The sequence below is a fragment of the Microcoleus sp. Pol7_A1 genome (assembly GCF_036701085.1).
Lineage (GTDB): Bacteria > Cyanobacteriota > Cyanobacteriia > Cyanobacteriales > Microcoleaceae > Microcoleus > Microcoleus asticus.
On record NZ_JAUBQD010000023.1, the window covers coordinates 68,253 to 91,985 of the forward strand.

At 43.5% G+C, this 23,733-nt stretch carries 16 protein-coding genes; 11 read left to right on the plus strand and 5 right to left on the minus strand.

Annotated features, from left to right (window positions below; genetic code table 11):
- Positions 1 to 110: 110 nt before the first annotated feature.
- The 3 genes from mtnB to QUA20_RS15135 all read left to right on the plus strand — a co-directional run bounded on the left by mtnB (position 111) and on the right by QUA20_RS15135 (position 2,912).
- Positions 111 to 746 carry a methylthioribulose 1-phosphate dehydratase gene (gene mtnB / locus QUA20_RS15125; protein ID WP_333189620.1) on the plus strand — a complete coding sequence of 212 codons (636 nt, stop codon included), beginning with the start codon at positions 111 to 113 and terminating at the stop codon, positions 744 to 746.
- A gap of 78 nt (positions 747 to 824) precedes the next feature.
- Positions 825 to 1,859: a patatin-like phospholipase family protein gene (locus QUA20_RS15130; protein WP_333189621.1), complete on the plus strand. Its 1,035-nt coding sequence runs from the start codon at positions 825 to 827 to the stop codon at positions 1,857 to 1,859.
- 240 nt (positions 1,860 to 2,099) lie between these two features.
- Positions 2,100 to 2,912: an MlaE family lipid ABC transporter permease subunit gene (locus QUA20_RS15135; RefSeq protein WP_333189623.1), complete on the plus strand. Its 813-nt coding sequence runs from the start codon at positions 2,100 to 2,102 to the stop codon at positions 2,910 to 2,912.
- A 309-nt stretch (positions 2,913 to 3,221) separates the two neighbouring features.
- Here the strand turns inward: QUA20_RS15135 and QUA20_RS32015 are convergent, their stop codons facing one another.
- Positions 3,222 to 3,443, minus strand: a complete 222-nt coding sequence (locus tag QUA20_RS32015) for a transposase (RefSeq protein ID WP_445304680.1) — start codon at positions 3,441 to 3,443, stop codon at positions 3,222 to 3,224.
- A gap of 818 nt (positions 3,444 to 4,261) precedes the next feature.
- Here QUA20_RS32015 and QUA20_RS15140 point away from each other — a divergent pair.
- On the plus strand, positions 4,262 to 10,192 hold the full coding sequence (locus tag QUA20_RS15140) for an AAA family ATPase (protein ID WP_333189624.1): 5,931 nt from the start codon (positions 4,262 to 4,264) through the stop codon (positions 10,190 to 10,192).
- Positions 10,192 to 11,736, plus strand: coding sequence for a response regulator (locus QUA20_RS15145; RefSeq protein WP_333189625.1), 1,545 nt, complete (start codon positions 10,192 to 10,194; stop codon positions 11,734 to 11,736). Before QUA20_RS15140 ends, QUA20_RS15145 begins: the two co-directional genes overlap by 1 nt.
- Before the next feature lie 454 nt (positions 11,737 to 12,190).
- Here the strand turns inward: QUA20_RS15145 and QUA20_RS15150 are convergent, their stop codons facing one another.
- Positions 12,191 to 13,651, minus strand: a complete 1,461-nt coding sequence (locus QUA20_RS15150) for an SGNH/GDSL hydrolase family protein (RefSeq protein WP_333189626.1) — start codon at positions 13,649 to 13,651, stop codon at positions 12,191 to 12,193.
- A 350-nt stretch (positions 13,652 to 14,001) separates the two neighbouring features.
- On the opposite strand from QUA20_RS15150, the gene QUA20_RS15155 reads away from it, so the two are divergent.
- Positions 14,002 to 14,346: a Dethiobiotin synthetase gene (locus QUA20_RS15155; protein WP_172184826.1), complete on the plus strand. Its 345-nt coding sequence runs from the start codon at positions 14,002 to 14,004 to the stop codon at positions 14,344 to 14,346.
- A gap of 161 nt (positions 14,347 to 14,507) precedes the next feature.
- Positions 14,508 to 14,756 (plus strand): hypothetical protein, encoded by a 249-nt coding sequence (locus tag QUA20_RS15160; RefSeq protein ID WP_333189627.1) that lies wholly within the window; start codon positions 14,508 to 14,510, stop codon positions 14,754 to 14,756.
- 245 nt (positions 14,757 to 15,001) lie between these two features.
- Here QUA20_RS15160 and QUA20_RS15165 read toward each other — a convergent pair whose 3' ends face one another.
- Complete coding sequence (locus tag QUA20_RS15165; protein WP_333189628.1) at positions 15,002 to 15,199, minus strand: hypothetical protein; 198 nt, start codon at positions 15,197 to 15,199, stop codon at positions 15,002 to 15,004.
- Positions 15,200 to 15,471: 272 nt separating this feature from the next.
- Here QUA20_RS15165 and QUA20_RS15170 point away from each other — a divergent pair, with 272 nt between their 5' ends.
- Positions 15,472 to 15,861 carry a hypothetical protein gene (locus tag QUA20_RS15170; RefSeq protein WP_333189629.1) on the plus strand — a complete coding sequence of 130 codons (390 nt, stop codon included), beginning with the start codon at positions 15,472 to 15,474 and terminating at the stop codon, positions 15,859 to 15,861.
- Positions 15,862 to 16,044: 183 nt separating this feature from the next.
- Here QUA20_RS15170 and QUA20_RS15175 read toward each other — a convergent pair whose 3' ends face one another.
- A complete protein-coding gene (locus QUA20_RS15175) occupies positions 16,045 to 17,331 on the minus strand; it encodes a glycoside hydrolase family protein (RefSeq protein WP_333189631.1) in 1,287 nt (428 codons plus the stop codon).
- Between the two features lie 158 nt (positions 17,332 to 17,489).
- The gene (locus QUA20_RS15180; protein WP_333189632.1) at positions 17,490 to 18,149 is read right to left on the minus strand and encodes an NAD(P)H-binding protein; all 660 of its coding nucleotides are present in this window, start codon (positions 18,147 to 18,149) and stop codon (positions 17,490 to 17,492) included.
- Positions 18,150 to 18,270: 121 nt separating this feature from the next.
- Between QUA20_RS15180 and QUA20_RS15185 the strand changes: the two genes are divergently transcribed.
- From QUA20_RS15185 to QUA20_RS15195, 3 genes are all read left to right on the plus strand, one after another.
- Positions 18,271 to 18,984, plus strand: coding sequence for a DUF1997 domain-containing protein (locus QUA20_RS15185; protein ID WP_333189633.1), 714 nt, complete (start codon positions 18,271 to 18,273; stop codon positions 18,982 to 18,984).
- Positions 18,985 to 19,763: 779 nt separating this feature from the next.
- The gene (locus QUA20_RS15190; RefSeq protein ID WP_333189634.1) at positions 19,764 to 21,974 is read left to right on the plus strand and encodes an ATP-binding protein; all 2,211 of its coding nucleotides are present in this window, start codon (positions 19,764 to 19,766) and stop codon (positions 21,972 to 21,974) included.
- Positions 21,975 to 22,193: 219 nt separating this feature from the next.
- Complete coding sequence (locus QUA20_RS15195) at positions 22,194 to 23,660, plus strand: response regulator (RefSeq protein WP_333189635.1); 1,467 nt, start codon at positions 22,194 to 22,196, stop codon at positions 23,658 to 23,660.
- The last annotated feature ends 73 nt before the right edge of the window (positions 23,661 to 23,733 follow it).

Genomic DNA, 23,733 nt, shown 5'->3' on the forward strand with positions numbered 1-23,733 from the left:
TTAGAGCTATATGTATTGGTAAGCTTTGCACGGATCACCCTACGTTTAGATAGACCAGCGCAATTCCTATTAACATAAAAAGTAGATAAAAAACTGAGGGTTTGTAAAGAATGAGTGGCGATTTAAGATCGGATTTAATTGCAGCAGCCAAACATTTTTACGATCGCGGTTGGATGGTTGGGACTGCTGGCAATCTTTCAGCCCGCTTACCAGATGGCACTTTCTGGATTACTGCTAGCGGCCGCGCCAAAGGGCAGTTAACTGAAGAAGATTTTATCCGAATGAGTTCAGACGGCGCAATTGTCGAGCAACCTGTTCCCCACAGCCGCCCTTCGGCCGAAACCAGCATTCATTTAGCCGTTTACAATTGTTTTCCAGACGCTAAAGCTTGCTATCACGTACACTCGATCGAGGCAAATTTAGTTTCTCGGCTAACAGCAGGAGATGCAGTGCCTTTACCCGCGATCGAAATGCTGAAAGGTTTGGGGGTATGGGAGGAAAACCCGCAGGTGGCGATACCCCTATTTGCAAATTATTTGGAAGTCCCTAAAATAGCCAAGGCAATTTGCGAATTCTTTGCCCTTTGTGCGCCGTCTGTACCAGCTTTGTTAATTCGCGATCACGGCATCACAGTCTGGGCAGACTCGCCAGCCGCCGCCTACAATTACGTAGAAATTGTAGAATACATTTTTCGCTATACGATCGCAGCCCGCCAATTAAATTTAGATTTAAGATGGGATAGCTGAGATTGAGCGGTGCATGAATTCGGAGGCTTGGGAATTTGAGAGTAGGAAACCAGCAAACATCGAAAATAGGCAACAATGATGGCTAAATATACCAGAATTTTATCCATAGATGGAGGGGGAATTAGAGGGATTATACCCGCGCAAGTTTTAGTTAGCATTGAGTCAAAGCTGCAACAAAAAAGCGGCAACCCAGATGCGAGAATAGCTGACTATTTTGATTTAATCGCCGGCACGAGTGCGGGAGGAATTTTAACTTGCATCTATTTGTGTCCCGATGCCAAAAATCCCACCAGACCTCGGTGGTCGGCTGAAGACGCTCTTAATTTTTCAATTGAGAGCGGCCGCGACGTTTTTAAGAGTTCATTTTGGCAAAAACTCAAATCTATAGACGGTTTGATAGATGAGAAATATCCCAGCGATCGCTTAGAACAATTCTTTTTGGAAAACTTTAGAGATTGCAAACTCAGCGAACTGCTGAAACCTTGTTTAATTTGCAGTTACGACATCGAAAGAAGAAAAGCTCACTTTTTCGATAAAATAGATGCTCTACAATATCCAGCAGAAGACTATTTTATTAGAGATATCGCCAGAGCCACATCGGCAGCTCCCTCTTACTTTGAAGTTACCAAAATCTACTCTTTGACAAACGAGTCCTACGCTTTAATTGACGGGGGAGTTTTCGCAAACAATCCCGCGCTTTGTGCCTATGCTGAAGTTAGAAATAAATTCAGAATTCCTGACGATCGCCCCGACAAAGGGCCGACAGCAAAAGATATGGTAATTTTATCCTTGGGGACGGGAGAAGCTCAGAAAAAATTTCCCTACGAAGATGTAAAAAATTGGGGTCAAGTAGAGTGGGTTGAGCCTTTAATTAATATCATGATGACCGGAGTTGCGGAAACTGTAAACTATCAAATAATTCAAATTTATGATGCGGTTGAAAGACCGAATCAATATTTGAGAATTAGTCCAGATTTGAGCCACGAACAACCGCTGCCGATTGATGATGCCTCGGAAGGGAAGATATCGGAACTGTTGAGAATTGGCAAAGATCAAGCCGAAAAATATAATGAACAGTTGGATAAGTTTATCGACTTGTTGCTTGCCGAGTAGTCATAGGATTTTAGATTTTAGATTTTAGAATTGAATAATTGGAAATGACTGATGATTACCGCATAATCAACCAGTCCCAATGTCAAATCTAAAATATAAAATGGTATAACCCACCAACGCCAGGGCAGGCCGACTGAAAAAATATGTTGACAAATCGTGCAATAATTGCTGTAGGATTGCCGAAAATCTCAATGTGGCAGTGCTTCGCCCTGTTTGCAATTAATCGCGAGCCATCAGTCATTGGTTAAAAAATGCCAAGAAAAGCGCGATCGACATTTAGATGAAACCTTCAATAACAGGTGGTTTCAGCGGTTTTTAGTGACGCTGTTCCTGGGTGGCCAAGTGCTGCTGCGGATACTCCAAGGCAAAATTGACCGCCGCCAAATCATGGAACATTTAGTAACAGTAGGCCTGGATTCCTTCCGCTCCGTGCTGCTAATAGCCTTTTTTGGCGGCATGATTTTTACCTTTCAATCGGCCAGAGAATTGGTTCGCTTTGGCGCGGTTGGGGCGGTGGGAGGTGCTTTTGCTCTGGCATTTTGCGGCGAATTAGCACCACTTTTAACGGCGGGTGTGGTGGCGGGACAAGTAGGTTCGGCCTTTGCCGCGGAGATAGGAGAAATGCAGGTGACGGAACAAATAGACGCCCTGTATATGTTGAGAACCAATCCGGTTGATTATTTAGTAGTGCCGAGGGTGATAGCTTGCTGCATCATGCTGCCAGTGTTAACAATTTTTTCGGTAGCGGTGGGAATTTTGGGCGGGCTTTTTGTGGCCGTTAATTTTTACGAGTTGGAACCGTCGGTATTTTTGGAATCGGTGCGGACTTTTTTGGGGCCTTGGGATTTAGTTAATGTGGCGATTAAGAGTTTTATTTTTGGGTTAATAATTGCCCTTGTCGGTTGCGGTTGGGGGTTGACGACGACTGGCGGAGGGAAAGGAGTAGGCCAAGCTGCAACGGCGGCGGTGGTGACTTCGTGGGTGTTTATTTTTGTCGCTGATTTGTTTTTATCGCTGTTGATGTTTCACGAGTTGGGGATTATGAGAAACTGAGGTTAATCGAGAGTTACACGGGCGATAGAACAAGAGTTATATCATGCCTTTGTTAATAACTCTTTGATAATACTCGGCGGTTTAAACTGCTCATACACTAACTTTTGCTCCTTTTTAAGAAACTAATAAATACTGCAAAAACCGATGTTATGAGGTACAGTAGCAGCAATTAGCTTTCCCACTTTCTTAAATGTTAAGAATTCATCTTTGTTAACGGCAACTGCAATTATTTGATCGATCGTGAACGTGGTAGTTGGATCAAATAATTGCCAAAAATATTTGAGTTGTGACAACCATTGTTCCAGGAAATTAAAATAGGCAAGAGTATGGGGATAAATAAATAACACTCGCACCTACAGCATCAATTATTCGCACAATTGATGCTAGTTTATGGGCGGATAAATTCTCCATCCCTACTACAGATACTGTCCATAATTGATGACATAAAAACTGCTCAATAAATACGACAAATGCCGCTCGATAAATTGAATCCTTCACTGTCATTAATGCCAGCAATTTATTAATACTAATTACGCTAGGGGCTGTAAATTAGTGCCCCTCGATAAAAGGGCTTTAGGTTGGATACTCTTGTCCCTAGCTGTGAACTGGCATGAGTTCTGGTCGCACTCAGTAGAATCCCGGTTTCCTCGAAAAATACGCTTGTTTTCTGCCTCCATATCTTTGATCTTGTCCCAATACTGCACTCTTAATTTTTGGACTCTTTCTGTCGCGACTTGCCTACTCTACCAGGTTTTTTTTTACGATGTAGTCCTAATTTTTGCGGCGCAGCGACACATTGCCGTCCGACTCACCCAATTTCCGGTCTTAATAGCAAATAATTCAGATAAATCCACCAAAGTGGTATCAAGATGAGCTGTTAGCAGTGCTTTGACCAATGCTTCCGCATTAGTCAGATGACTGAATTTCGGTTTTCCTCTCTGTTTCGGCTGTAAATTTCCCTCCCTTTGTTGTTCCTCGTGGCTGTTGTTAGATGAGACTTTTAGGCTCCCTAAAATCTGGTGGCTACTTTTTTAATTGACATTTTTTCTGCCAAATGTGCTGTCACTATTTTTTCTCGGAGAGCGAGGGAATATGCTTTGATTAGCTTTGACTAACCAAGGATCTTTTATTTTTATTTATTGTACCGCATAACAGGGTTTCCCCTGTATTAGTTTTTTTTATATTTAGATTTGTTACACTTCAAAAAACATTTAAAAAGCTTAGATTATACTTGTTTGTAGTGCATTAGAAGATTTTTTTAATTTTGTCATAAATATCAGTATACCTACTGAGATATACCTACTGAGATACCCTCGGCTCTTCAATTTATCATCAGTGAAATTACACATATGAACCCTAGCTTTTTCGGTTACAACCTAAGCGAAGCTATTTACGAAAGTGTCAATACTATTATTTATCGCGCCACAAGACACGTTGATAGAACCTCCGCGATCGTCAAAACCTTTAAGGCCGAGCATCCGACAATCGAAGAAATTTCCCGCTTAAGACACGAACATAAAATTCTCAGACATTTAGAAAGTGAAGGAATAGTCAAGCCCATAGCCTTAGAAAACTATCATAACGGCTTAGCGCTGATAGTAGAAAATTTTAGCGGTCAATCTTTAAAAGATTTTCTCAAAAATCAATCCTTAGCTATAAACGCATTTCTCAAAATTGGCATTCAGTTAGCAAACACTCTGGGAGAGATCCATCAGAGTAATGTGATCCATAAAGATATTAAGCCCCAAAATATCCTAATTAACCCAGAAACAAAAGAAGTAAAAATTATTGATTTTAGCATTGCTTCTCTCTTATATCGAGAAAATCAAACCGTCACCAATCCCAACTTATTAGAAGGAACTCTCGCCTATATGTCGCCGGAACAAACCGGCAGAATGAACCGATCGGTGGACTACCGCACCGACTTTTACTCCCTTGGTGTTACATTTTATGAAATGCTGACTGGTAAGCTACCTTTTTCCGCAAAAGACCCTCTAGAATTCGTTCACTGCCATATAGCTAAAGCACCAATACCACCGAAAGAACTGAATTCTGAAATCCCGGATGCAGTTTCTGACATCGTAATGAAATTATTATCTAAAACCGCTGAAGATAGATATCAAAGTGCTTTGGGACTAAAAGTTGACTTGGAAACCTGCCAGCAGATGCTTTCTTCAGGAGAGATTTGCCACTTTATTATAGGTCAACTAGATTCCTACAGCCAATTTCTGATTCCGCAAAAACTCTATGGACGGGAAAGAGAAGTTGCTAGTTTGCTAGAAGCCTTCGCTCGCGTCAGTGGTGGGAAAACGGAAATGATGCTAGTTTCCGGTTATTCAGGTATCGGCAAATCTTCCTTGGTTAACGAAGTTGATAAACCTATAGTGGCAGCGCGAGGGTATTTTATTTCTGGTAAATTTGACCAGTTTAAACGAAATATTCCTTATGCTTCTTTAATTCAAGCATTTCAAGGATTGATGCGGCAACTGCTCACGGAGAATTCAGAGAAAATAGTAATTTGGAAAGCTAAAATTCTCGAAGCACTTGGTGTCAACGGGTCAATTATTATTGATGTTATTCCCGAAGTAGAAAAGATTATTGACCCACAGCCTGCGGTTCCAACCTTGGGGTCAGCCGAATCCCAAAACCGATTTAATCGAGTCTTTCAAAAATTTATACAGGTGTTTAGTAAACCAGAACACCCCCTAGTTGTATTTTTGGATGATTTGCAGTGGGCAGATTCGGCTTCCCTCAAGCTCATCCAACTAATTATGACCGATCCAGATAGTAAATATCTGTTATTAATTGGGGCTTATCGGGATAATGAAGTCAGTTCCACTCATCCCTTAATTTATACCTTAGAGCAAATTCAAAATAGCAAATCGATAGTAAATAACATTATCCTCCAAGCTTTGGATATTTCCCATGTCAACCAATTAGTGAGCGAAACCCTTCGCAGTCAAATTTCTGAAGTTTTGCGCCTAGCTGAGTTAGTTTTTAATAAAACCCAGGGCAATCCTTTCTTTTTAACTCAACTTCTCAAATCCCTTTATCAAGACAAACTCCTATCCTTTGATTTCGATCTAGTTTGCTGGCAGTGGGATATTCAACAGCTTCAAGGCATTGAGATCAGCAGTAATGTAGTCGAATTGATGGTCAGCCAGATTCAAAAGCTATCGTCCCAGACGCAGAAAGTCTTAAAATTAGCTGCTTGTATCGGAGATAAATTCAGTTTAGACGTTTTGGCAATTGCTAATAAAAAATCCCAGCCTGAGACGGCAAGGGATTTATGGGAAGCGCTACAAGCTGGTTTCGTTCTGCCGCTAAATAATTCCTACAAAATTCCCCTGCTATTTGACTCGGAAACATCCACAGAAAAGTCAACCGAACAGTTTAATGTCACCTACAAGTTTTTGCATGACCGAGTGCAACAGGCATCTTATTCTCTAATTCCCGACGATCAGAAAAAAGAAGCTCACCTAAAAATCGGTCAACTACTGCTGCATTCCACAACGCCTGAAGAGCAAAAAGAAAATATCTTTATACTGGTTAACCAACTAAATTACGGCACGGATTTACTCACTTTAGAGCGGGAAAAATATGAATTGGCAGAACTCAATCTGATCGCCGGACAGAAAGCTAAAGCAGCAACAGCTTATGAATCCGCTGTCAAATATTTGAATGTGGGTTTGGGCCTCCTCGCTGCTGATAGCTGGGAGAGTCAATACGAGCTGACTTTGAACCTCTATTTAGAAGCAGCAGAAGCAGAATTTATAACCACTAACTTTGAGCGAGCGCAACAGTTGTCTGCTATCATCATCAAAAAAGCAAAAACCATCCTAGAAAAAATTAAAATCTATGAACTAAAAATTCTGTTTGATATGGCTGAAAACCGAGTACAATCAGCTATAGATACTGGCATTAGCGTTCTGCAAATGTTTGACATTTCTCTGAAGCAAGAACCCCCTCAAACATTAATTATTGAGGATTTAGCCAGTCTGCCACCAATGACAGATGTTGATAAACTTGCGACCATGCGGATATTAATGAGCATCGTCATCGCGGCTTATCTTGGCAATGGAGCCATGCTGCCGCTGATTGTATATACGATGATCGATTTGTCGATCGAGTATGGAAATTCGCCCGAATCCGCTTATGCCTACGTTTTTTATGGCTCTCTTTTATGTGGGCCAATGGGAGATATAGATTCTGGATATAAATTTGGTAAACTATCCATTGTTGTATTGGATAAATTTGAAACTAACTCGCTCAACTGTAAGATTGGGTTAATATTTAATGCTCTTCTCAGATCCTGGAAAGATCATAGTAGGGAAACCCTAGAACCTTTGATTGATGCTATGCAAAGAGGCTTAGAAGTAGGTGATTTGGAATGTGCTTGTCACTCCGTGTTCAATTATTGCTACATGAAATTCTTAACCGAAAAAGAGCTAGAGAAAGTTGAACGCGAACAGGAAAAATATGTTGCTATTACCATTAAATACAAGCAAGATTACGATACTTTTTGTATCCAAATTCACCAGCAGTTAGTTAATAATTTACTTGGCAAAGCCTCAGATAAATATCGGTTGATAGGTGACAGTTTTAATGAAGAAGAAATGGTTCCAATTTTCCTAGAATCTAATAATGGGACTCTGCTCTTTCTCTACCATGCCGCCCAAGCGATGCTCCGTTATTGTTTTAAAGATTACGAAGGCACAATAGTCAATGCTAGTTTATTATTATCAGAATATGCCAGTTGCGGCGTGGGATTACTTCAGAATGCGATCGGCAACTTCTACCATTCTCTTGCCCTCCTAGCACTATATCCAAAAGCGTCAGCAAAAGACCAAGAAGAATACCTAAGTCAAGTATCAATAAACCAAGCACAAATGAAAACTTGGGCGTTTCATGCACCGAGTAACTTCCAGCATAAGTATGACTTAGTAGAAGCAGAAAAAGCGCGGATTTTGGGACAACCTTTAGAAGCGGGTGATTATTACGATCGCGCGATAGCAGGAGCTAAAGAACAGGGATATATCCAAGAAGAATCCTTAGCCAACGAACTAGCCGCAGAATTTTATTTTTCCCGATCTAAAGATAAAATTGCTCGAATTTATTTAACTGATGCTTACTACGGATATAGTCGCTGGGGGGCGAAAGCTATAGTCAAAGATTTAGAAGCCAGATATCCTCAAATACTTTCCCGGATAGCCAAGCCAGAAAGTCAACGTAGCCAGGTCACGATGACCACTACCTCGACGAGTGGAGGGAGTGCAGGATCTCTAGATCTAGCTACTGTTATCAAAGCATCTCAAGCTCTTTCTGGTGAAATTGTACTGAGTAAGCTGTTGGCGAAATTGATGAAAATTGCGCTAGAGAATGCGGGGGCTCAAAGTGGTATTTTCATTTTAGAAAAAGCTGGCAATTTACTAATTGAAGCTTACGGAACCGTAGATAGCGATGTAGAAGTGCTGCAAACAATACCCGTCGAAAAAAGTCATAAACTACCCATATCTTTGATTAACTATGTTGCCAGAACTCAGGAAAATGTTGTATTAAACGATGCGAGTTGCGAGGGAACCTTCACGGCGGATACTTATATCGTCAACCAAAAACCCAAGTCAGTATTATGTACTCCCATCATCCATCAAGGAAAACTTACTGGCATTCTTTACTTAGAAAATAATCTCACAACTAATGCTTTTACTCCCGATCGTTTAGAAGTTTTACAACTTTTATCTTCTCAAGCAGCTATTTCAATTGAAAATGCCCGTCTTTATAACGATTTGGAAGCAGCCAACGCTACTTTAGAAGTGAAGGTGGCAGAAAGAACGCAACAGTTACAAGAAAAAAATATCGATTTACAAAAAGCAGAAGAATTAGCGAAAGCCGCCAACTCTGCCAAAAGTGAGTTTCTTGCTAATATGAGCCACGAGCTCCGAACGCCACTTAATGGCATTTTGGGTTACACCCAAATCCTGAAACGACAAAAAAACTTGGCTGACCAGCAAAAAGATGGTCTGAACGTGATTAGTCAGTGCGGCGAACACCTCTTAACCCTGATTAACGATATTTTAGACCTGTCCAAAATCGAAGCCAGAAAAATGGAAATCCACTTGAGTAATTTCCCTTTCTCAGAATTTTTGGAAGGCCTTGCTGAAATTTGCAATATTCGGGCAGAACAAAAGGGAATCTCCCTGATTTACGAGCCAATTACCCAACTACCTATTGCCGTCCAGGGTGATGAAAAACGGTTGCGGCAAGTTTTAATTAATTTACTTGGCAATGCGATTAAGTTTACCGAACAAGGCGGAGTGGCATTCAAAGTAGGATATCAGGATGGCAAAATTCGGTTTCAAGTGGAAGATACCGGAGTTGGTATGGCACCAGAGCAATTGCAAGACATATTTTTGCCTTTTCACCAAGTAGGAGATGCCAATCGCAAGGTTGAAGGAACCGGGTTGGGACTGGCAATTAGCCGCCAATTAGTCCAGATGATGGGTGGTGAAATAAAGGTGAAGAGTACATTAGGACAAGGGAGCATTTTCTTCTTCGATTTAGATTTGCCAGAGGTATCGGAATGGGCGACTAATGCAGCCAAAGCCAATGCCCACACAATCGTTGGTTTCAAAGGAGGAAAGCGAAAAATTATCATAGCTGACGACAAGTGGCAGAATCGCTCGATCATAGCGGGAATGCTTCAGCCGTTAGGATTTGAAATTCTGGAAGCAACGGAGGGTCAGGACTGTTTAAACAAGGCGGGGGAGTTTAAACCCGACTGTATTTTAATGGACTTGATGATGCCAGTAATGAGCGGTTTAGAAGCGACCCGCCGGATTCGCAAATCACCAGGTCAGACTAAGTTAGTGGTGATTGCTACTTCGGCCAGCGTTTTTGAGTTCGATCGACAACAAAGTGTGGACGTAGGTTGCAATGATTTTATTCCCAAGCCGATACGAATAGAGGAGCTTTTAGAAAAATTACGTACTCATTTAGAGTTAGAATGGATTTATGAAGAAAATTTGGAAGAAATTAGGAAAGCAGAAGGAGAAAAAAAATCTCTAAGTTCTGAAATTGTAGCTCCCCCCGATGAGGAAATCGTCGTTTTATTCAATCTAGCGATGATGGGCGATCTCCGAGGCATTGCGGAGCAAGCTACAAAGTTAGAACAACTCAATGAGCAATGGGTGCCCTTTGCTACCCACTTGCGCCAGTTAGCGAAAGGATTTGAAGAACAACAAATCTTGGAGTTTATTAAAAAATATAGGACTGCAAAATAATGAATAACGAACTTCCCGAACAAAGCACTATTTTGATCGTAGATGATACCCCGACTAATTTAGGTGTTCTGTTCGATTTTTTGGCTGATTTTGGCTTCAAAGTATTGGTAGCTAGGGATGGGCAAAGTGCTCTCCAGAAGGTCGAATATGCCGCGCCCGATCTGATCCTGTTGGATGTGCTCATGCCCGGAATTGATGGGTTTGAAACTTGTCGCCGTTTAAAAGCCAATGATTTAACGAGAGACATTCCCGTAATTTTTATGACGGCTCTTGCTGATACGGTGGATAAGGTTAAAGGTTTGAGTCTTGGTGCGGTTGATTATATCACTAAGCCTCTTCAGCACGAAGAGGTTTTAGCTCGCGTTAATGTCCACATGAAGCTGCGCAACCTGTCGAAGAAACTCCTAGAGAAAAATGTGTGCTTGCAAGCAGAAATCGAACAGCGTGTCAAAGCGGAATCCTCCCTCTTGAAGCTGGCATCGGAGTTGGAAAGGCGAGTTGAGGAGAGGACGGCTGAACTTTTCCAATCCAATCAATTACTGAAACAGGAGATTCAAGAGCGTCGGCAAGCAGAGGCGGGATTGCAACAATCGGAAGCTCAATTGCGAACCCAAGCTCAATGCTTAGAAAAAGCTTTTCGCGAATTGCAATTGACCCAGACTAAACTTGTGCAGAGCGAAAAAATGTCTTCTCTAGGTCAGCTTGTTGCAGGTGTAGCTCATGAAATAAATAATCCCGTTAATTTTATTTTTGGGAATCTTTCTTACGCCCATGACTATACCAAAAGTCTGATTGAACTCGTGAATCTTTATCAGCAGGAATTCCCCGTTTTTGGAGCAAAAATTGAAAATAAAATAGACGAGATGGAACTGGAGTTTTTGGTTGAAGACTTGCCTAAACTGCTGACTTCAATGAAGGTAGGTGTAGACCGGATTCGCGAGATTATTCAGTCGCTGCGAATCTTCTCGCGATTGGATGAATCTGAGATGAAACCAGTGGATATTCACCAGGGTATTGATAGCACTCTGTTAATTTTGCATAACCGCGTTAAAGGAAGAGGCGATCGACCTCCGATTGAGGTGGTCAGAGAATTCGGCAATCTGCCTCTGGTAGAGTGTTATGCTGGGCAGCTTAACCAGGTGTTTATGAATCTTGTCGCTAATGCTATTGATGCCCTAGATGATTACAATTCGACGCGATCGTTAAGTGAAATGAAAGCCAATCCCTCTAAGATTTTCATTCGCACTGAAGTCACGGACAGCAATCGGGTAGTAATCCAGATTAAGGATAACGGGTCTGGGATGACAGAAGATATCAGCAGACACCTATTTGAGCCATTTTTTACTACTAAACCTCTAGGGAAGGGCATCGGTATTGGGTTGTCAATTTCGCATCAGATTGTAGTGGAGAAACACGGTGGTCAGCTCAATTGTATTTCAGCTCCCAATCAGGGGGCACACTTTATTATTGATATTCCAATTCACCAGAGATTATTTGCTAACAATTTGATTCCGATGTCTGAAACAGCTTTGAGGATTTCTTAGGTGACTTTAACTTAACGGGACTTAAACAAATTTTAAGCCCCAATAAATCCCAAACTGGCTTTATACGCAGTAAATACCTTCATATTTTATGGCAGCCAGTGCACAAATCTATAACATTATAGCTATTCTCAAAGCTGACAAAGCAGAGCGTAAATGGGCCTCAATGTAGGAAACCGCAATCAGAATCACTCAACACCGCAACCAGGATTTTTTTGAGACCACATTAAATGCAATTGAAGCCAAACTTTAAACCAGATTAAATGCAACGGAGACAAAATTAAATGCAGCCCTAACGCTGACCTTAACAAACATGAATCCTCAACATTTAAGAAATTGGGAAAACTAATTGTTGCTACTGTACCTGAGAACAGCGGTTCCCGCTGTTCTCAGGTAAGGTGCGGTGTGCATGGAACCCTACATAAATTCAGTTCGCAGTAAAGAATCAAGTCCTAATTCAGGGTTCAGGAATATAAGGAGGGCGATACACTCGAATTGCCTGAATTGGAACTTTCCCATCTGTTTCGGGGACGATTTCGAGGATGTGTTTGGAGTTGCTTAAGTTCTGAGCTAATGTTGTAGGGTATTCGCGGCTTGAATCTGCAATCTTTGGCGGAACGTATGAATCAACAAACATCGGCCGCACCTGCCAGGAAATCTCAAAGCCTTTAGGCGTCTGTTTTTTCGAGTATTCATAGGCATTTTTCAGCCACCAGTTTCTCGCTTCAATCACGACGCGGCCAGAGTTTGAGATAAAAAGTTCGTCGTTGGTACCGCTGCCGTCGTAACCTGTTTTAGAACCTACAACGTCAAATTTAAACTTGCTGGCGTCGCTGTTAATCTCTGTAATTACGGCTTTCCAATCTTCGACGATTAGCGGTTTTTGACTGGATACTTGGAGAATAGCCGGCCAAGCGACGCCAAGACTAAGGCTAGGTCTGGTGATGCTGTAAAGTTCAGGAAATTCTGAGGGTTTTTTGCCGTCGATCGCAATTCTAGCAGAAATTGCGTTGCCGTTGAAGGTTTTATCGGCGATCGCATCTATTCTATTTCCTTCAAATTCTAAAACCAATTTGCCATCTTTCCACTTAACATCGTTACCAACTGTATAGTTTTTCACTAAATCCTGCGCCGGTTGAGGAGAATTTGGCTTGTATCGCAGGTGCGGTTTTATCAGAGCAGCTAGGAGAAAATTTCCCCAATCGTTGAGGTGAATTTCATCCCTTAATAGCTGTTGTGGCTGCAAGCGATTATCTTTCAAATACCGCATCCAAGGTTCACGAATTTCGGCGATTTCGCAGCCGTATTTATCGGCTAACTCAGGCAGCCATTTAGTAGAATGAGTGTTGTGCCATTCGTATCTGTTTATTTGTCCTGCATCGTCGCTGTTGCCTGTCGGCATCCAGTCGATGTGGTCTGAATGCAAGAGTATTTCGCTAGCAGTGCGGCTGCGGACATTGGCAATTATAGCTTCGTAATCTTCACCGCCTCCATAGACGTGAAAGATTAGCAAATCTGGATAAAAAGGATACAAATCGTGTTCGCTGGGACGGATTAAAATCGGGGCATAAAATCCTCCGAACGCCCGATTTTCCACAATCAAATCTGCATTGGGAAATCGCTGTCTCAAATCCTTCGCTACATCTTTCCACCAATCTTGCTCAGTGATGGATTGACCGTAGAATAGAATACGCACTTGGCGGCGGTCTGTTGGAGTGCTTGCCGCAAGTAGCCCCATCGTCCTTTGAATCCTCGCTCCAAAAGTAGCATTATTTTCAAGAGGAGCGGGTGGGGGAAATGGCGTATCAGCAGCTATTTTTTTGATGAGCGGAACTAACAGAAAGCTCAGACACAAAAAAAGCAGCCACAAGTAGCGATAAATCTTTGATTTTCTGCTATTTCCTTGCTGTTTTGCCATTGTTTTATTTTTCTATTATTTAAATCCCACCCATAACTAAGCTGTTGGGTATCTAAATTATATTTTGGGGCGGGCGTCCCGCCCACCCCACAAAAACTCGATCGAACTTGACTGTAAAATTTAGATAAGCCTGGGCTTACCAAGAGTAGCTGTAGGGTGCGCAATGCGCACTTCACGAGAGCTTTCTGGTACTGGACAAGGCGACCTCACGAGTAGCTTTCGGGTACTGGGCTGGTGCACCTCACGAGTAGCTGTAGTTTAGCCTGTATCGAAAGATATTACCAAATTGAGCGAGACATAAAGTGATATAATGCCAGCTAATTAATTGCCGGAGATCGATCGCACGTCAAATGGATTACAAAACAGCCCGCAGTTTTCTTATCGACCAAGGAACCGCCCTGGAAACCAAGAAAAATCCCGACGCCTTCCTGATGCGTCTCAAACAAGGTCAGCCTCCCGTACCCGGACAGGTGACATCGATTTTATTAGCTTTAAAAATATTGTTTGAGGGCCTGCAAGAATCTCCAATGCTCGATCGACAATTAATCTCGGCACTGCATTTACTGTCAGTAGAAGGTTTGCAGCAATTTGAAGCAGGACTGCGCAAAGGAGTTTCTTGGCCGCCGTTGCTGAAGGAAGACTTAAATCGAATTGCGATCGCAGTCAAGAATATCTTTTCCGGCGTTTGGCAATAATTTAGCTCGGCAACCACCGCTCCGATACCCACCGCCAGCAGACTCAACTTTTTATAAAACAAATTTTTGTAAAAAAATCTGTAAATCTTGCTACATTTACCCTCGAATTGTGGCATCTTAATAAAATAATCGATTCTAACAAGCAATTGGAGAAACTACTCATGAACGCAGAAGAAAAAGCTAGACAACTAATTGCACAAGAAAGGCAGCATAGCGAACACTTGCAAGACTCTATGCTCAGCCGTTCCTCTCACGAGCTAGAAACACCTAGCGAGGGAATTACTGAAGAAAAAGCCAGAGAATTAATGGCTCAAGAACGGCAGCACAGTGAACACCTTCACGACTCTATGTTAAGCCGTTCCTCCCAAAAGGTAGAGGCATCGCTCGCACCCGATGACACTCACAAATAAATTTTGTTAACACAGGACTTACGGACAAAAACCCAAGAAACCGGGTTTTTATACCAGGACAAAGCGCTGTAAAAATGTTTTTGTGTAAACAACCAGGTTTCTGCGTTCCGTTCGACCGCAGTACAGCAAAACTATACTCAAATCGAGGAGGATTGTAGGTGCAATCAACACAGCCCCTGCTTGGTTTGCAGTCACTATCACAAACCTCAACGCGCCATACATAGCAAGAGAAAAGCCAAACTTTACTACTCGCGAAAGCTTTCGAGGGATGCCAAAAGAGCTGGCAGTTCCGCCAGCGCAGCCGACACCAAAGCCTCATCTTTGTAAACTCGCGATCGGACAGTGCGGATACTTTTAGACGCCGAGGTGATAGAGCCTCGCAGTTCCGAGTTTCCGGTTTCAACCAGCCCTAAATTTTTTGTTCTTCCCGTCCGGCCAAACATAGCAGTATCCTCTGTTTATCCCTAGATATGCGCCCGTAAAATTTCTCAGGGCTTGCTCAATATTTCTATTGTTCCTCAGATGGGTAATAGAGATGAAATCATGAAATAATTATTCACGATAGGCAAGGATCAAGTTAAACTGCATAACAACTCTTATTAATTTGTAACAGGGCGCGTTTGTTTAAGCCGATCGCCCGCGACGACACAGACACCAGCAAGCAAAAAGGCGATCGCCCCTACAATCGCCGTTGTCACAGCAGGAACTCCTATCTATGATTTTAACTTTTAGTCCAGCAACAGTTATAAGTCAAATCAGGCCGACTGTCCAAAGCTTACCCGACGGAGACTACCGCTACCGAGACTCCTTTGTGCTCGATCGACCTTTTCGAGAAATCCAATTTCGCAAACAAGATATATACATCACCGGCAGCGATTCCGACAAACGCACGGGAAAAAGTTACTGCTTCCGGGGAATCCCCCAGCAGAACAACATTATTAACATCACGGTAGCGATCGAAATCTCCCCGAAAACAGTACAGAAAACCGAGTGGAAATTAGCACCGGGAAACCCGATTAATTTCGACAAGCTTTATCCGCTGCAAGCTGGGCCGGGATTAGAATTGTACAAATGCCTGACAGCCTTTTTACCAGAATTGAAATAGTGATTATTCCTGGACGCACAAACTATTTTTATAGGTGCGCACTGCGCACATTACCCCTAGCAATAGCGGCTAAAACCATTTTTTTGCCCTTAGTCCTGAGTGAGATCAAATCTGCTAAATTGCACCGGATATCTCTCGGACACGGCAGTGCCGTGTTTCTACCATTGTTTGTGTTAATTTAACCTAAGAACCCGCATTTTCCAATTCTTCCCGCAGCATTTCCCGGTAGACTTTCGGCAAACTAGAACTCATAGAATTGTTCTCAATTCCATATCCCAAACTCGTCCAAGTTCCCGAAAGCATCCGCAATACCTCAGTTAATCTTTCCTGCCGCAGCATTTCTGAAATATCAGCTTTCCAAAACTTGCGATCGCTCAACCAAGCATAAACCACAGCATCCTGATCTTCGGGTTCAAAACTGTAATCTTCCCAAAATAAAAAATTAGCAGGACGGGCCTGATAGCGCTTAGCCTTCTCCTTCCAAGTGGTAGTCAGAAATTGATACCTGCCCGCGGCCGTAGTACACTTGCCCCGATTCGGGCCATTAACAATTTTCACGCACCAGTCAGGATGGCGGCTCAAATCTAATATATATTTGCCACCGTAAACAACGTGATAAGGCCGAGAAACATTCGACTCGCTAGCAGAAATAGTGCGCATCAGGGCTCGAATGTAAGGATCGCCCGTTTTCATCGCCAGCGGCGGCAATTTTCTCCCCTCACTCGCCGACTGTGACAACTGCTGATTTCCCCGCAAATTGGCAACAAAAAAAACACCGCCGCCAATCACAGCGCCGATTAAAAGTAGAAATCCGAGGATTTGAATTTCCGATTGCCTCAGCAAACCCCTTTTTCGACGGCTCAATTTCTCAGCTTCTAGCCAAGTCATTTCTATTTCCGCAATTTCGGCTAATCTTCGAGCCGCCCGCATCCGGCGCACCCGAAAATCGTATTGATATAGCGGCGCGGCTAACAGGGTTAAACTCGATAAAACCCCAGCCAATTTGATGAGCCAGAAATCGAATTCACCGGCGATCGCAACATTTGTTAGAGTAGATATTCCTGTTAGTAATTGAGCCGGATCGATCGATCGCGCTGGCCAATAAAAAATCGCAAGTTGCACCAACAGTGACAGATTGAATGCAAAAAAAATCACTACAAGAGCATTCAAGCCTTCTCGCAAGTGCGATCGCATACCAGTGCGTCGGCGCTTGAACTTGCGCGCAACGCGAAAGCGGCTCGGCAGCGTAATTAGTAAGGGATTTAAGATTTTGACGGCTAAAAAGTGACAAATAGAAAACAAAGGTAACTGAATCAGCCAAGCCGCCAGCAGTAGAGTCAGAAAGCCGATATCGTCGCTGACAAAAGGAATGCCCCTGCGAAGGACAAAACTAAAACTCTGAGCGAGAGCAAATGCCCTTAACCACGAAATCGGATAGGGGAACCAAGCTGGCCACTTGAGAGTTTTCATGCTGAGAGAGGGAAATTTCAACGGCGAATAGTAAAACTATTAAGATTTTGCCAGATTTGGCGATCGGAAAATTGGTGTAGGGTGCGTCAGCCCCAATCTTTGACCCACATCAAAGTGTTTTTTGTCTGACGCACCGAACCCAAGCGAGTCTAATTCAATCAAATCACAGCAGCAAACAACTCCTCAAAACTCTTTTGCGGAGCCTCCGACTTCGCCACAATTTCCACAACCTTGTTGCGAGAAGTCGGCTCAAACAGCGCCTCCACGCACACTTGGGCTACCTTAGTGCGGGGAATGCTACCGTCTGATAGTTTGTCCGCAGCAGCCATGACGATCGCATCTGAATTATCCTCATTTTTGAGACCGCCCGGACGGACGATCGTATAAGTCAAGCCGCTTTTTTGCAAATACTCCTCGGCTTGCTTTTTCCAAACCAGAATCAGCCAGAACAAATTCAGCGGGTGAAAAAAGTTAGAGACGCACAGAGAAGTCACGAGCACAAAATGCTCAATTCCCTTAGCCTTAGCTGCATCCACCAAATTTTTAGTACCTTCAAAATCCACCTTGTAAGGCGCTGTCGGGTCAAAACCAGGGGCTGCCCCAGTCGCGCACAGCAACACCGTACTATCGCCGATGGCATCGCCCAGGGAAGTCGCATTTAATACATCCCCAGTCACTAACTCAGCCTCCGGTGGTAAAATTTGCCTAGCTGTCTCTAGATTTCGGACTAAAGCGCGCACGGGAATGCCTCGCTTGACCAATTCTGTGACGATTCGGCGGCCAGTCTGACCTGTGGCTCCTGCTACAAATGCTTTCATAAGTCGAGTTATGCTGAACTAGGGTAAGTTTTGTTACTATCAATTTCTCAATTGTAGGGAGGAAACTTCCTTAACACATCCCCAACCAGATTGATTGGCGTGTATAACAGGAGAGCATACAATGAAGCAGGATTCCGCTGAATATCAAACTTTTGAAGCTTCTGACGAAAATTACTACCCAGATGCGAGTTTCCGACAGCCGGAAAGTGGCAGCGCGGAGGCAGGAGAGGAAGTTGAGCCGATTTGGTTTCACACGCATTTTGAAGACAGCATGGAGATGTACGCGGATGCGAAGACGGTGGCGAAGCATTTGAACAACCACAAGAGTTGGTTTTGCCAGTGCGCTTCGCCGATGAAGGCCCAGCCGCTCGGCGAAAACGGCTATGACTTATTAATCGGGCGTTTTGGGGCTTTTGGCTACTGCGTTGAAGCGAGAATTGGTTTAGAGTTGCTGCCTCCTGACGCTGAAGGCTCCTATTTGATTAAGACTATTCCGGTTCCGAATTATACCTCGCCGGGGTATGAGGTGGATTTTCGATCGGCGATGAAGCTAGTGGAGATACCGTCTCAGGAGTTTGCTGCCGATTGGCCGAGTGCGGAACGTGCTAAGCTGCCGCCTGCGATTACCAGTGCTGCGTGGGAGCTGGATTTGGCTGTGGGGGTTTGCTTTCCCAAGTTTATTCGATCGATGTCTCAACCTTTAATAGAAAAAACCGGCGATGCGCTTTTGGAAAAAATTATTAAACAAGTTAACCGCCGCTTGACTTATAAAACTCAGCTTGTGTTTCACGAAAGTTTGGGGATTCCTTTTCCGAAAAATCCTCATAAACATTAACAAGACTTGCGTTCTAACTCACATTTGTAGGGTGCGCACTGCGCACCTTACTCATAAGTGCGATCGTAATAACTCATACCTTTTGAGATTTTAGACTTCGGCGCGAGCGCTCAGGCGAACTATTTGAGATTAAAGAAGTGGGAATAACTGATTGTGTATGGGTTGGGAACACGGCCCTACAGTTGCTTTTTTGAAACTGATATCATATCAATTGCAGTTGCACGAGCCAGATGACTGTTGACTGTTGACTAAAATTATGCTTTCGGGACAACTCACTGTTTGGACATTTGAACAATACCGATGCAACCAAAAACGATATCACTTCCTTCGCGTGCTTAGGGCGCACCTTACCCGTGTTTTATTGAACGCAACATTTGCTTGACCAGTTAAGCGAAATAACCAAGTTATTGCTAATACAGTTTAAGGGTAAGGTCGTGATTGCATTTTGACATATGCTCTTTTACGATCGGGTCAATTAGTTTTTATTCTGGGTAAATTTAGCACAGGGTGGAACACAATAGTTTCAAGTCAGAGGCAATCAACTTGGACAGCATTGTTATTACAATATTCTCCTTCTGTCATCATGCTTTCCCTCCTTATTACCTGATGATTAAGCAGTGTAGCCGATGCAGTTCAAAGCTGGCTAGGATCGCCCTCCGAAACCAGCAAGTGTCTCAGATCACAAAAGCGATCGCTCCCGCTCACTACCAAAAAACCTAAAATTATGTCACATTAAGTAAAGGGTTATCAAAGAACTCTTGCCATATCCGTAAAAAGTTATGACAACAAAACTAAGAGCTACAGACACAGAGAAAATGGAGATAGACGGGCAGCAGTTGAAAGCAGACCAAGAACTGATTCTCAATCAAGTAGACAATCCGATCGCTCTGTTCGACTCGTCGGACTGCTTAGTTTTGTTTAACAAAAAATTGGCCGGAACTTGGGGACTGTCCCCAGAATGGCTCGCAACAAAGCCCAAGTGCCCTGTGCTGTTTGCGGAAATTGTCGATCGGGGTTACTTGTCAGTCCAGCAGTGGCAACAATTTAAGCAAGCACTGGAAAAATCTCAGGATGGAAGTTTATCATATTATTTCGAGCAATCCAATGCGGTTTGTTTGGAGGTGTGCGTCACGATTACCAACAGCGGCGGACGGCTGTTTATCTTTCGAGACGTTACGGTATACCAAAACTCTCAAGCTAGCTTGAACGCAGAAGTCCGGCGGCTGACATTTCTGTTAGGTTTAACTGAACGGCTGCAAAACTCTGACAGTTTGCAAGAAATAGGTCATTTTGCCCTCACCTATCTGGTAGAGGCAATGAATGCATCTTTCGGAGATGTCAAGGTGATTAGCGGCAAGGGAAACGATCGGTTTGCGGCGGCGATTTACAACCAAGTTTCTAGTGAATTTCTGGCTACTTACGGGGAACCAGTCGCCGCAGGAATGCAAGAATTGCTCGACAAAGGCATTCCCTACGGCATAGGTTTGCTGTGGGAAGTAGTGAAAACTGGTAAACCTTTGTTCGTCGAGGATTATGCCCAACATCCCAATGCCGTGCCGGAATTTCGGCATCCGGGAATCGGACAACTGGGCATTTTTCCGATCGCAGCTACCAACGGCACGATTATCGGCGTACTGACGCTGGAGTCGCGCAACGTCAAAAAACTGCAAACCGCCCTCAACCAAGAAGTGCTGGAGGCTGCTTGCCGGACTCTGGGGGCGGCGATCGAGCGGACTCAGACACAAGAAAATCTGCGCCAAGTTAACAAACAATTAGAGTATTCTTCTCAGTTGAAATCCGAGTTTTTAGCCTCGATGTCTCACGAATTGCGGACGCCTCTCAACAGCATTCTCGGCTTTTCTGACTTGCTGCTGCGGCAATTTGCCGGACCCTTGAACGATCGGCAAATCAACTATGTAGAACTGATCGAAAAAAGCGGCCAGCACTTGTTGCAGCTAATCAACGATATTCTGGATCTTTCTAAAATAGAAGCCGGGAAAGTAGAACTAAACTTACAGCCGGTTCGCGTTCACGAACTCGCGACCGACTGTTTGAAAATGATGCAGCCTCGGGCAGACAAAAAGCGGATAGCTTTATCTTTAGAACTCGACTATCGCATTACTAAAGTTTGGCTCGACGAACGGCGAATGCGACAAATTGCGATCAATTTACTTTCCAATGCCATTAAATTTACCCCCGAGCAGGGACAAGTTAAACTCATCGGGCGTCTGGCCTATGGCAGCGAAATAAACGACGACTATCGGCCGGATTGTTCTCCTGTAAATGCCAGCACTCCTTATTTGTGTTTTGAGGTGAAAGACTCCGGCATAGGCATTCCTCAAGACCGCTGGCACTTGCTATTTCGACCTTTTCAACAGGTGGATTCTTCGCTGACTAGGCGCCACGAAGGTACAGGTTTGGGTTTGGCTTTGACGAAGCGACTGGCAGAATTGCACGGGGGGACTGTTTCTTTTCAATCAGTTTGCGATCGGGGAAGTGTTTTCCGCGTTTGGCTGCCTTTGACGGAGATGCGTCAAGAGTTGGAAAACTTTGCTTCTTGTGCCTTGGATTCCAAGCCAGTCCCTGCTTCTGCGATTGCTTTACGAATTGGCAGGAAGCGGATTTTGGTTGTCGAAGACCAGCCTTTTAACCAAATGTTAATTTCTGAAGTGATGGAATTGGAGGGGTACGAGGTACAGATACTCGCGGATGGGAAGGCGATGGTCGATCGTATCGCCGCCTCTACTGCCCCGGAGTTGCTGCCGAATTTGATTTTGATGGACATTCAGTTGCCGGATGTTGACGGTTTTGAGTTGATGCGCCGAGTTAAAGCAGATCCTGTCTGGCAGTCGGTACCGATGATTGCGGTGACGGCGATGGCGATGCCCGGTGACCGCGATCGATGTTTGGAAGCTGGCGCTTCTGCTTATTTGAGCAAGCCGCTGGATTTGAATTTGACGATCGCTACTGTTCGTTCTTTTCTCAGCTAACAATAATTATTTGTAATCCAGCACTGCCATTTATTATAATTGATAAAAAGAAAGGTTAAACTCAATAGTAGATAAATATCTATAGGACTTGCGCACACTTGCCTCACAAACTTGGTTCCTACGAAAAATATCGAGTTTAGTAACGAGAAATATACGAATTAACCAGTTTTCGAGGTAGCCCACGCGCAAGTCCCGAGCTAAATTCAATATATATATTCCATGTCAAACAAGTCGCCCTGCATCATGTTGGTTGATGACGAGCCAGCTAATCTGATTTTACTGGAAGAGTTATTGCGCCTGGAAGGATACGCCACAGTATCGGCGCAATCTGGGGCTGAAGCGCTCTCCCTCGCCCGCGCATCTCGACCTGATTTAATTTTACTGGATATTATGATGCCGGAGATGGACGGTTTTGATGTGTGCGATAGCCTGCGAAAGGATACGGCATTGCAAACTGTACCGGTAATTTTTTTGACTGCCCTCGATGACGATACCTCTCGCCTTAGAGGGTTAGAAATGATGGCCGATGATTATTTGACAAAGCCTTTTAACAGTCGCTTGCTGCTGGCGAAAGTTGAAAATATTTTGCAGTTGAGTCAAATGCGAGCGCAAGCTGTATCTTCCCAATTCAACCAGCAAGTCAGAGAGCAAAGCAAGCAGCAAATCGCCGCAGCTTGGGAGGCAAACGAATATCTTTCAGAAAAATTTCAGCTATTTGTGCCGGAGCAAATTCTCGGACGAATTGCGCCGCAAGGAATAGAATCTATTCAGTTGGGCAATGTCACAGAAGAAGAGCTGACTATTTTATTTTGCGACATTCGCGGGTTTACTGCGATCGCAGAATCTCAAGAAGCTCGCGAGACTTTTGAATGGCTGAACGCTTTTTTTACTAAAATGAACGATTGCATAACATCCCACGGCGGGTTTATTGACAAATACCTAGGCGATGCAATCATGGCAGTATTTGACAAGCCGAATTCTCACGCTATGGATGCGATAGAAGCCGCAGTAGCAATGCAAGAAACTTTACGAGAATTTAATGCGAGCCGCCACCAATACAATTTAGAATTTCCCGTCAATATTGGTACGGGAATTAACACAGGTATAGGCATGATCGGCACTTTGGGTTCCGATCGCCGCATGGACTCTACAGTCATCGGCGATGTAGTCAATACAGCTTCTAGGCTAGAAAATTTAACTAAAATATACGGCTGCCAAATTATTGTTAGCGAAAATGCGATCGTTCATGCGAGAGAATTTCTAAATGGTATAAGTCCCAACTCAAACTCAAAAGAAAGTCTATTATTAAAGTGCGATTTGGAAGCGGAAACACAGGAGACTATTATTTCTACTTCTCGGGCGACTGCTGCCGACAGCAATTTGCCAAAGAACAATTATTACTATCGCTGGATCGATCGAGTAACTCCGCGCGGCAAGCAGCAAGCTATAGAAATCTACGAAATCTGGGCCGCCTCGTGTCCCGACTCTGAAGCAAAGCAGCTTACCCAGGTTTTATTTGACAAAGGAATTCAAGGATGGCAATCCGAAAGATTTGTGGCCGCCTTGGAATATTTTCAGCAACTAATCGAACAAAACCCTGCTGATACAGTCGTCAGTTTTTATATAAACCGCTGCCAGGAAAAACTAGGTTTGATATCTACAAGTAGCAGCTCAGAAATGATCTAAGGAATGAAAATTTAATAACATCAGCGATGTATAATAAATAAATGAGTGAATATGAATAGGTTTATGTTTCGGT